A 10,547-nucleotide genomic window follows, 5' to 3' on the forward strand; every position below is an offset into this window, starting at 1 on the left:
CGCTGCCACGGAGACGGTCCCGAGCGACATGAGCAAGCACCTCGTTATTGTAGAGTCCCCTGCCAAGGGCAAGACCATCGAGAAGTATCTCGGCCCGGACTACCAGGTCATGGCCTCCTATGGCCACGTTCGCGACCTGGTCCCCAAGGAAGGGGCAGTGGACCCGGAAAACGGGTTCCGCATGAAGTACGACGTGATCGAACGCAGCGAGAAGCAGATCGAGGCGATCGCCAAGGCGCTGAAGAAATCCGACGACCTGATCCTCGCGACTGACCCCGACCGTGAAGGCGAGGCCATCTCCTGGCACCTCTACGAAGTCCTGCGTGACCGCGGCCTGCTGGACGATCGCGGGGTGCACCGGGTCGTGTTCCACGAGATCACCAAGAAGGCGATCCAGCAGGCGATCGAGGAGCCGCGCGACCTGGCCAAGCCGCTGATCGATGCCCAGCAGGCGCGCCGTGCGCTGGACTACCTGGTCGGCTTCAACCTGTCCCCGCTGCTGTGGCGCAAGATCAAGCGCGGCCTGTCCGCCGGGCGCGTGCAAAGCCCGGCACTGCGCATGATCTGCGAGCGCGAGAACGAGATCGAGGCCTTCGTCGCGCGCGAATACTGGACGCTGGACGCCAAGGCCGAGCGCCAGCAGCAGCCGTTCACCGCGCGCCTGACACACCTGGACGGCAACAAGCTGGACCAGTTCGACCTGAACAGCGCCGAACTCGCGCACGACGCCCAGAAGCGCCTGACCGACGCCGCCGGCGGTGAACTCCGGGTCGCCAAGGTCGAGAAGAAGCAGCGCCGCCGCAATCCGGCCGCGCCGTTCACCACTTCGACCCTGCAACAGGAAGCCTCGCGCAAGCTCGGCTTCACCGCATCGCGCACCATGCGCACCGCGCAGCAGCTTTATGAAGGCATCGACCTCGGTTCCGGCGCGATCGGCCTGATCACCTACATGCGTACCGACTCGGTGGCCCTGGCCGGCGAGGCGATCGGCGAGATCCGCGGCCTGATCGAGGAGCGCTACGGGACGAACAACGTCCCCGACAGCCCGCGCCAGTACAAGACCAAGTCCAAGAACGCGCAGGAGGCCCACGAGGCCATCCGCCCGACCTCCGTTCGCCGCCTGCCGAACGAGGTGCGCGAGCGCCTGAGCAGCGACCAGGCCCGCCTGTACGACCTGATCTGGAAGCGCACCGTCGCCTGCCAGATGATCCACGCCACCTTCGACACCGTCGCCGCCGACCTGGTCCCGGGCGACAGCCAGCACCAGTTCCGCGCCACCGGCTCCACCCTGGTCGACCCCGGCTTCATCGCCGTCTACCAGGAGGGCCGCGACGACGCGCAGGATGACGACGAGGACAAGCGCCTGCCGGAGATGGCCGAGGGCGACACGGTCCAGCTCGCCGAGATCACCGCCGACCAGCACTTCACCGAGCCACCGCCGCGCTACACCGAGGCCAGTCTGGTGAAGACGCTGGAGGAATACGGCATCGGCCGTCCGTCGACCTATGCCAGCATCATCTCCACCCTGCAGTCGCGCGAGTACGTGGAGATGGACGGCAAGCGCTTCATCCCGACCGATACCGGCCGGATCGTGAACAGCTTCCTGACCCAGCACTTCGACCGCTATGTCGACTACGACTTCACCGCGAAGCTGGAAGACGAGCTGGACGCGATCTCGCGCGGCGAAAAGGACTGGGTCCCGGTGCTGGAGGATTTCTGGGGCGACTTCCGCGACCGCGTAAAGGAAAAGGAAGAGAACGTCACCCGCGCCGAGGCCGTGCAGTCGCGCGAACTGGGCCCGGACCCCCAGAGCGGACGCCCGGTCAGCGTGCGCCTGGGCCGTTTCGGTCCGATCGTGCAGATCGGCACCAAGGACGACGAGGAGAAGCCGCGCTTCGCCGGCCTGCTGCCCGGGCAGAAGATGGACAAGATCACCCTCGACGAGGCCCTGGAGCTGTTCAAGCTGCCGCGCGACCTCGGCGAGACGCCCGAGGGCGAACCGGTGATGGTCAACATCGGCCGCTTCGGCCCGTACGTGAAATACGGCTCCAAGTACGCCTCCCTGGGCCCGGACGATGACGTCTGGACCATCGAGCTGCCGCGCGCGCTGGAGATCGTCGCCGAGAAGAAGAAAAAGGACGCCGAGCGCTTCATCAAGAGCTTCGACGAAGAGGGTATCCAGGTCCTCAACGGCCGCTACGGCCCCTACGTGACCGACGGCAACAAGAACGCCAAGATCCCCAAGGAGACCGACCCCAAGTCCCTGACGCTTGCGCAGTGCCAGGAACTGATCGCCGCCGCTCCGGAGCGCAAGGGCCGCGGGCGCAAGGGCGCCGCCAAGTCGACCGCGAAGGGCTCGGGCAAGACCTCCGCCAAGGCCGCTGACAAAAAGGCCACGGGCAAGAGCGCAGCCAAGTCGACGGCGAAGTCGTCCGGCACGAAGAAGACCCCGGCGAAAAAGGCGGCCACAAGCAAGAAGACCGCCAGCAAGACGGGCACAAAAAAGGCCGCCGCGAAGAAATCCCCGGCGAAGAAATCGGGTGCCACGAAAACGGGCGACAGCGGCGATACCGGCGACAGCCGCCTGAGTGCCCAGCCCTCCGGCGACCGTGGATCCGAATAAGGCCCCACTGCTCAGCACCGAGATCGACCCCGTCGCGCAGTGCGTGCGCGACGGCGGCGTCATCGCCTACCCGACCGAGGCGGTCTTCGGCCTTGGCTGCCGCCCGGATACCCCCCGGGCGATCGATCGCATCCTCGAGATCAAGGGTCGCCCGGCCGCCAAGGGGCTGATCGTGGTCACCGACCGGCTGGAGCGCCTCGCGCCCTGGCTGGCGCCGCTGCCGGCCGAGCACCACGCCGAGATCGACGCCAGCTGGCCGGGGCCGACCACCTGGCTGCTGCCCGTCACCGATGCCTGCCCGCCGCTACTGCGCGGTGAACACGACAGCCTCGCGGTACGCGTCACCGCCCATCCGGGGACGCGCGCGCTGTGCGCGGCCGCCGAAAGCGCGCTGGTCTCCACCAGCGCCAACCGTGCGGGCGCGGAGCCCTGCCGCAGCTGGGATTGCGTTGCCTCACAACTCGGGGCCGGCATCGATGCGATCCTGCAGGCAGAATGTGGCGGGCGCACCGCACCCAGCGCGATCCGCGACGCCCGCACCGGGGCCTGGCTCCGGGGCGCGCCGGAACCCGACACCCATACCGACAACTGATCAACCGGGACGCAGCATGAGCCAGGACAACGTCTCCATCGAACGCGTAATCGACTACCTGCAGGGCCTGCAGGACCGCATCTGCCAGGGCCTCGAGGGCCTGGACGGCCGCGCCCGCTTCGAGGAGGACGCCTGGAAGCGCCCCGCCGGCGGCGGCGGGCGTACCCGCGTGCTGCGCGAGGGCGCGGTGTTCGAGCAGGCCGGGGTGAATTTCTCCCACGTGATGGGCGACAACCTCCCGGCCTCGGCGACCGCCCACCGTCCGGAGATGGCCGGGCGCTCGTTCCAGGCCACCGGCGTATCGCTGGTGATCCACCCGCACAACCCCTTTGTTCCGACCTCGCACGCCAACGTGCGCTTCTTCATCGCCGAGAAGCCCGGCGAGGAACCGATCTGGTGGTTCGGCGGCGGCTTCGACCTGACGCCCTACTACGGCTTCGACGACGACTGCATCCACTGGCACCGCACCGCCGAGGCCGCCTGCCGCCCGTTCGGCGAGCACCTCTACCCGGCGCACAAGAAGTGGTGCGACGAGTACTTTCACCTCAAGCACCGCGACGAGCCCCGCGGCGTCGGCGGGCTGTTCTTCGACGACTTCAGCGAAGGCGGCTTCGAGCACGCCTTCGGCTACATGCAGAGCGTGGGCAACGCCTACCTGGACGCCTACGCCCCGATCGTCGAGCGCCGCCACGCCACTGAATACGGCGAGCGCGAGCGCCAGTTCCAGCTCTACCGCCGCGGGCGCTACGTGGAGTTCAACCTGGTCTATGACCGCGGTACCCTGTTCGGCCTGCAGTCGGGCGGGCGCACCGAGTCGATCCTGATGTCGCTGCCGCCGCTGGTGCGCTGGGAATACAACTACCAGCCGGAAGCCGGTACGCCCGAGGCCGAACTCTACAAGCGCTATCTGAAGCCGCGCGACTGGCTGACCGAGTCCGCCGGCTGACCCACCAACAAGGACGACCCGCATGACCGCACCGATCGCCCCCTATCCCGCCGGCCGTCCGCGCCGCATGCGCCGCGACGCCTTCTCCCGCCGCCTGATGCGCGAGCACCACCTGCGCGCGGACGACCTGATCCTGCCGGTCTTCGTCACCGAGGGCGAGGGGGTACGCGAGGCGGTGCCGTCGATGCCCGGCGTGGAGCGCGTCAGCATCGACCTGCTGCTGGAGGAGGCGGCCGCGGCCGTGCGCCTCGGCATCCCGGCCCTGGCCCTGTTCCCGGTGGTCCCGGGCGAGAAGAAGAGCCTGGATGCCGCCGAGGCCTGGAACCCCGAGGGCCTGGCCCAGCGCGCGGTACGCGCACTGAAGCAGGCCCACCCCGAGCTCGGCGTGATCACCGATGTCGCCCTGGACCCGTTCACCACCCACGGCCAGGACGGCATCATCGACGACGACGGCTTTGTTGTGAACGACATCACCGTCGAGGCCCTGGTGAAGCAGGCGCTGTCGCATGCCGCGGCCGGCGCCGACGTGGTCGCCCCCTCCGACATGATGGACGGACGCATCGGCGCGATCCGCACCGTGCTGGAGGACGGCGGGCACGTGCACACGCGCATCCTCGCCTACTCCGCCAAGTACGCCTCGGCCTTCTACGGGCCGTTCCGCGATGCGGTGGGCTCGGCCGGCAATCTGGGCAAGGGCGGCAAGGAGACCTACCAGATGGACCCGGCCAACGGCGACGAGGCCCTGCACGAGGTCGCGCTCGACCTGGCCGAGGGCGCCGACATGGTGATGGTCAAGCCGGGCATGCCGTATCTGGACGTGGTCCGCCGCATCCGCGACGAATTCCAGCGCCCGACCTTCGTCTATCACGTCTCCGGCGAGTACGCGATGCTCAAGGCCGCCGCCGAACGCGGCTGGCTCGACGAGCGCGCCTGCGTGCTGGAGGCGCTGACCGGCATGAAGCGCGCCGGGGCCGACGGCATCCTGACCTACTACGCCCGCACCGTGGCCGAATGGCTGGCGGAGGACGCGGCCCGATGAGCGATCCGCGCCCGGATCGCTATGCGGTGGTCGGCAACCCGATCCACCATTCGCTGTCGCCGCGCATCCATGCCCTGTTCGCCGAACAGACGGGGCAGCACCTGACCTACGAGGCCCTGCAAGGCACCCCGGGGCAGTTCGCCGAGGAGGTCTGGGCGTGGTTCTCCTCCGGGTTCCGGGGCCTGAATGTGACCGTCCCGTTCAAGGAAGAGGCGTTTGCCCTGGCCCGTGTCCTCACGGATCGCGCCCGACACGCCGGTGCCGTGAACACCCTGTGGCGCGACGACGAGCGCCGCATCCATGGCGACAACACGGACGGCGTCGGCTTCTGCCGCGACCTCGACCGCCTGAACTTCGACGTGCGCAGCCGCCGCATCCTGATCCTGGGTGCCGGGGGCGCCACCCGCGGCCTGCTGCAGCCACTGCTGGAGGGGGGGCCCGAGGCCCTGGTCATCGCCAACCGCACCGTCGCCCGCGCGGAGGGGCTGGTCGAGGCCTTTCGCGATATCGCCCCGGCCACCCGGCTGGCCGCCTGCGGCCTGGACACGCTGCCGCAGGGCCCCTTCGATCTGGTGGTCAACGCCACGGCCACCGGCCTCGGCGAGGACGCGCTGGACCTCCCCGCCCATCTGGTTCAAGCGGACAGCCTGGCCTATGACCTGGTCTACGGGGCCGGCGCCCAGCGCTTCCTTGGCTGGGCCGAGGCGGCGGGCTGCAGCAACGGTAGCGACGGGCTCGGCATGCTGGTGGAACAGGCGGCCGAGGCCTTCGCGATCTGGCGCGGGGTGCACCCCGAAACCGCCCCGGTGCTCCGCGAACTGCGTCACGAAATCGACGGCCAATAGCCCACCCTTTCTCCGGATTCATGGACGGTTCACCCGGCTGGCCGCAAGCTGCCCGGTGACAGACCCGCCGCCGTGGCGGACCACCGGATTACGGGAGACGAACCATGCAACGCATCCTCGCCCTGGCCGCCACCAGTGCCCTGGTCCTGGTGATGGGCTGCACCACCACCGATCCATACACCGGGGAAGAACGCGTCTCGCGCGCCACCATCGGGGCCGGCATCGGCGCGGCCACCGGTGCCGTGCTCGGCAGCGTCACCAGCAGCCGCAACCGCACCCAGCGCGCGATGATCGGGGCCGGCATCGGCGCCCTGGCCGGCGGCGCCATCGGCAACTACATGGATCGTCAGGAGGATGCCCTGCGCGAGCAGCTGCGCGGGACCGGCGTCAGCGTGACCCGCGACGGCGACAACATCATCCTCAACATGCCGAGCAACATCACCTTCGATTTCGACCGCAGCGACATCAAGCCGGAATTCCAGGATGTACTGGACTCGGTGGCCCTGGTCCTGGAGGAGTTCGACCAGACCGGCATCGAAGTCGCCGGCCACACCGACAGCACCGGTCGCGTCGAATACAACATGGACCTCTCCGAGCGCCGCGCCCAGAGCGTGGGGCAGGCCCTGATCCGCCGCGGTGTGCAGCCGGTGCGCGTGCACACCATCGGCTTCGGACCGCACCAGCCGGTCGCCACCAACGACACCGAGGCGGGCCGCCAGCAGAACCGCCGGGTGGAACTAACCCTGTTCCCGCTGACCGCCGACTGATCGAAACCCGCACGCCGGCACCGCGCCGGGCGCGGTACCGGCGCGCCCGGGGCACCCTCCGCGCTGGACACCCCCACCCCTCCTGCGGCAAAATCCCGAACATTCGCCGCACCGTCATTTTTCGGTGCAATCGCGTCCATTCTCGACAGGATCGCTACCGATTCCCCCTGCCATGGCGTCCATACTGCTGCTCAACGGCCCCAATCTGAACCTGCTGGGACAGCGGGAGCCGGAGCGCTACGGCGCGCAGACCCTGGCGGATATCGAGACCGACCTGAGGGCTCGGGCGGAACAGGCCGACACCTCCTTCGACTGCTTCCAGAGCAACCATGAAGGCGACCTGATCGACCGCATCCATGCCGCCCCCGGCGAGGGCGTGCAACGCATCCTGATCAATCCGGGTGGCCTGACCCACACCAGTGTCAGCCTGCGCGATGCCCTGCTGGGTGTTGCCATCCCGTTCTACGAGATCCATATCAGCAACATCCACGCCCGCGAGCCCTTTCGCCAGACCTCGCGTCTGAGCGATGTCGCCGCCGGTCTGGTCAGTGGCTTCGGCGTCATTGGCTACCGGCTGGCGCTCGATGCGGCGCTCGCGGCTATCAAGGAATAAGAGGCTTCCATGGACATTCGCAAGGTCAAGAAACTGATCGACCTGCTCGACGAGAGCGGCATCCACGAGATCGAGATCCACGAAGGCGAGGAGTCGGTCCGCATCACCCGCTCGGCCAGCGGCACCGCCGTCGCCGCACCGGCCCCGGCCCCTCTGCCCGCCGCGGCACCGGCACCAGCCGGCGCACCGCCCGCAGCCGCCCCGGCCGACGCGGCGGACGCGGCGGACGCGACCCCGGAGATGGACGGTCACCGGGTCACCGCCCCCATGGTCGGCACCTTCTACCGCGCACCCAGCCCGGGCTCGAAGCCGTTCGTCGAGGTCGGGCAGACCGTGGAGGTCGGCGAGACCCTGTGCATCATCGAGGCGATGAAGATGCTCAACCCGATCGAGGCCGACCAGGCGGGGACGGTCCGCGACATCCTGGTCGAGAACGGCAACCCGGTGGAATACGGCCAGCCGCTGTTCATCATCGGCTGAACCCTCCGATTCCCTGCCAACAGGTCCGAGCATGTTTGAAAAGATTCTGATCGCCAACCGCGGCGAGATCGCCCTGCGGGTCCTGCGCGCCTGCCGCGAGATGGGTATCGCCACCGTCGCCGCACACTCCAGCGCCGATCGCGACCTGAAGCATGTCCGCCTGGCGGACGAATCCGTCTGCATCGGGCCCGCGGCCTCCGGCGAGAGCTACCTGAACATCCCCGCGTTGATCGCCGCGGCCGAAGTCACCGATGCCGGCGCGATCCACCCCGGCTACGGCTTCCTGTCGGAGAACGCGGACTTCGCCGAGCGGGTGGAGTCCTCCGGCTTCTCCTTCATCGGTCCGCGCGCCGAGACCATCCGCCTGATGGGCGACAAGGTCTCCGCCAAGCAGGCAATGCTGGAGGCCAACGTGCCCTGCGTACCCGGCTCCGGCGGCGCCCTGGGCGACGACCCGGACACCAACCTGGCCCTGGCGCGCGAGATCGGCTACCCGGTCATCATCAAGGCCGCCGCCGGTGGCGGCGGTCGCGGCATGCGCGTGGTGCATACCGAGGGCGCGCTGCTGAACGCGATCTCGCTGACCCGCAACGAGGCCCAGCAGGGCTTCGGCAACGACACCCTGTATATGGAGAAATACCTGGAACACCCGCGCCACGTGGAGTTCCAGATCCTGGCCGACACCCACGGCAACGCCGTATGCCTGGGCGAGCGCGACTGCTCCATGCAGCGCCGCCACCAGAAGGTAATCGAGGAGGCCCCGGCCCCCGGGATCAGCGACGAACAGCGCCAGACCATGGCGGAACGCCTGATCCGCGCCTGCCAGGACATCGGCTACCGCGGCGCCGGCACCTTCGAGTTCCTGTACGAGAACGGGGCGTTCTACTTCATCGAGATGAATACCCGCCTGCAGGTCGAACACACGGTCACCGAGCAGGTCACCGGCATCGACCTGGTGCGCGAGCAGATCCGCATCGCCGCCGGCGAACCGCTGGGCTACACCCAGGACGATGTGCACATCAGCGGCCATGCGATCGAGTGCCGCATCAATGCCGAAGACCCCGGCACCTTCATGCCCAGCCCCGGGACTATCCAGCAGTACCACGCCCCGGGCGGGCCGGGCATCCGCATGGATACCCACATCTACAACGGGTACGCCGTGCCGCCCTACTACGACTCGATGATCGGCAAGCTGATCGCCCACGGGAACAGCCGCGAGATCGCGCTGGCCCGCATGCGCGGGGCCCTGGGCGAGATCGTGGTAGACGGCATCCAGACCAACGTCGCCCTGCATCACGACCTGATGATCGACGCCAATTTCCAGCGCGGCGAGACCGACATCCACTACCTCGAGAAGAAGCTGAAGGCACAGGCCTGAGCCCTTTCCGCAACCACCAGAGCCTGACGCCATGAGCCTTGCCGAACTCGAATGCCAGATCAGCCCGGAACAGGCCGAGCCGCTGGAAGACACGCTTTTTGAACTCGGCGCGGTCAGCGTCGAGTTGTTCGATGCCGCCGACGAGCCGCTGTTCGAGCCTCCTCTCGGCACCCATCCGCTGTGGTCCACTGTGCGCCTGAAGGCCGTATTCCCGGACACCACCCAGGCGGATCTCGCGGCCGCCGCGCTGGAGCGCCAGGCGCAGGCCCCCGAGGCGATCCAGGTGCAGCCCATCGAAGACCAGGACTGGGTGCGCGCCGGCCTCGACGGCCTCGGCGCCATTCACTGCGGCAGTTCGCTGTGGATCGTGCCGTCCTGGGAGGACGAGCCGGCCATCGAGGAGGGCACCTTCGTGCGCCTGGACCCCGGCCTCGCCTTCGGCACCGGCAACCACCCGACGACCGCGATGTGCCTGGCCGCGCTGGCCCAACAGCCGCCGCGAGATCAGGAGGTGCTGGACTACGGCTGTGGCTCCGGCATCCTCGCCATCGCGGCCCTGAAGCTGGGCGCCCGTCATGCGCTGGGCATCGACATCGACGAGCAGGCGGTGCAGGCCACGCGCAGCAATGCCGATGCCAACGCCATCCCGCCCGAACGACTGGAAACCGGCCTGACCGACCACCCGGTCCCCGCGGCGGAATACGATCTGGTGCTGGCCAACATCCTGGCCAAGCCGCTGATCGACCTGGCCCCGGAGCTCGCGCGGGCCGCGAAACCCGGCGCGCGTATCCTGCTGGCCGGTCTGCTGGAACGCCAGGCGGACGAGGTCATCGCGGCCTATTCCGATGCCTTTGACATTGGCGTCGAGGACTGCCGCGAAGGCTGGGCCCTGCTCGGCGGGCGCCGGCGCTAGGGAAACACTGATCAATGTACACACTCGCGTTGGCACCCCAGGTTTTCCGAGACAAGGCGCGTCGTGCAGCGGGTAGTGGTTCTACCCGCGAGCGGCGCAACGCAGGATCGGGGAACCTGGGGTGCCAACCCCACAAGCCATTGAAAGCAGGGGCTCGGCCGCTTTTGCGCGCGCACAGCGTTGCGGCTCCCTTGTGCAGAATGACTGCACGGCAGTCACCGCGCCTTGTTCGCACGCAAAAGCGACTCGAGCGCGAATGTGTACATTGATCAGTGTTTCCCTAGGAACACGCCAACCCATGGTCATCGTCGCGCCGGTACCGTCCTTCTCGCTCGACCGGACGCAGCTACG

10 protein-coding genes are annotated in these 10,547 nt (G+C 68.4%); all 10 read left to right on the top strand.

Annotation, left to right across the window (positions count from 1 at the left end; all coding sequences use genetic code 11):
- Positions 1-28 precede the first annotated feature (28 nt).
- The 10 genes from D107_RS0111155 to prmA all read left to right on the top strand — a co-directional run bounded on the left by D107_RS0111155 (position 29) and on the right by prmA (position 10,196).
- Positions 29-2,623 (top strand): DNA topoisomerase I, encoded by a 2,595-nt coding sequence (locus D107_RS0111155; protein ID WP_018865472.1) that lies wholly within the window; start codon positions 29-31, stop codon positions 2,621-2,623.
- Positions 2,610-3,215 carry an L-threonylcarbamoyladenylate synthase gene (locus tag D107_RS0111160; protein WP_018865471.1) on the top strand — a complete coding sequence of 202 codons (606 nt, stop codon included), beginning with the start codon at positions 2,610-2,612 and terminating at the stop codon, positions 3,213-3,215. Before D107_RS0111155 ends, D107_RS0111160 begins: the two co-directional genes overlap by 14 nt.
- 16 nt (positions 3,216-3,231) lie before the next feature.
- Positions 3,232-4,161, top strand: a complete 930-nt coding sequence (gene hemF, locus D107_RS0111165; RefSeq protein WP_018881488.1) for an oxygen-dependent coproporphyrinogen oxidase — start codon at positions 3,232-3,234, stop codon at positions 4,159-4,161.
- Positions 4,162-4,183: 22 nt separating this feature from the next.
- Complete coding sequence (hemB, locus tag D107_RS0111170) at positions 4,184-5,200, top strand: porphobilinogen synthase (protein ID WP_018876617.1); 1,017 nt, start codon at positions 4,184-4,186, stop codon at positions 5,198-5,200.
- Positions 5,197-6,045: a shikimate dehydrogenase gene (gene aroE / locus D107_RS0111175; protein ID WP_018881489.1), complete on the top strand. Its 849-nt coding sequence runs from the start codon at positions 5,197-5,199 to the stop codon at positions 6,043-6,045. Before hemB ends, aroE begins: the two co-directional genes overlap by 4 nt.
- Before the next feature lie 104 nt (positions 6,046-6,149).
- On the top strand, positions 6,150-6,812 hold the full coding sequence (locus D107_RS0111180) for an OmpA family protein (protein WP_018865467.1): 663 nt from the start codon (positions 6,150-6,152) through the stop codon (positions 6,810-6,812).
- Between the two features lie 172 nt (positions 6,813-6,984).
- Entirely contained in the window at positions 6,985-7,425 is a 441-nt protein-coding gene (gene aroQ / locus D107_RS0111185; RefSeq protein WP_018865466.1) for a type II 3-dehydroquinate dehydratase, read from the top strand.
- 9 nt (positions 7,426-7,434) lie between these two features.
- Positions 7,435-7,905: an acetyl-CoA carboxylase biotin carboxyl carrier protein gene (accB, locus tag D107_RS0111190; protein ID WP_018881490.1), complete on the top strand. Its 471-nt coding sequence runs from the start codon at positions 7,435-7,437 to the stop codon at positions 7,903-7,905.
- Positions 7,906-7,936: 31 nt separating this feature from the next.
- On the top strand, positions 7,937-9,283 hold the full coding sequence (accC, locus tag D107_RS0111195) for an acetyl-CoA carboxylase biotin carboxylase subunit (RefSeq protein WP_017942601.1): 1,347 nt from the start codon (positions 7,937-7,939) through the stop codon (positions 9,281-9,283).
- A gap of 31 nt (positions 9,284-9,314) precedes the next feature.
- Entirely contained in the window at positions 9,315-10,196 is an 882-nt protein-coding gene (gene prmA / locus D107_RS0111200; protein WP_018865463.1) for a 50S ribosomal protein L11 methyltransferase, read from the top strand.
- Positions 10,197-10,547: the final 351 nt, after the last annotated feature.

Source organism: Thioalkalivibrio sp. ALE30 (assembly GCF_000377465.1).
In the GTDB taxonomy this organism is placed as follows: Bacteria; Pseudomonadota; Gammaproteobacteria; order Ectothiorhodospirales; family Ectothiorhodospiraceae; genus Thioalkalivibrio.

Bases quoted from the DNA above. Each gene is read 5' to 3' on its own strand.
- D107_RS0111155 (WP_018865472.1), top strand. From the start codon at position 29: ATGAGCAAGCACCTCGTTATTGTAGAGTCCCCTGCCAAGGGCAAGACC.
- hemF (WP_018881488.1), top strand. From the start codon at position 3,232: ATGAGCCAGGACAACGTCTCCATCGAACGCGTAATCGACTACCTGCAG.
- hemB (WP_018876617.1), top strand. From the start codon at position 4,184: ATGACCGCACCGATCGCCCCCTATCCCGCCGGCCGTCCGCGCCGCATG.
- aroE (WP_018881489.1), top strand. From the start codon at position 5,197: ATGAGCGATCCGCGCCCGGATCGCTATGCGGTGGTCGGCAACCCGATC.
- D107_RS0111180 (WP_018865467.1), top strand. From the start codon at position 6,150: ATGCAACGCATCCTCGCCCTGGCCGCCACCAGTGCCCTGGTCCTGGTG.
- aroQ (WP_018865466.1), top strand. From the start codon at position 6,985: ATGGCGTCCATACTGCTGCTCAACGGCCCCAATCTGAACCTGCTGGGA.
- accB (WP_018881490.1), top strand. From the start codon at position 7,435: ATGGACATTCGCAAGGTCAAGAAACTGATCGACCTGCTCGACGAGAGC.
- accC (WP_017942601.1), top strand. From the start codon at position 7,937: ATGTTTGAAAAGATTCTGATCGCCAACCGCGGCGAGATCGCCCTGCGG.
- prmA (WP_018865463.1), top strand. From the start codon at position 9,315: ATGAGCCTTGCCGAACTCGAATGCCAGATCAGCCCGGAACAGGCCGAG.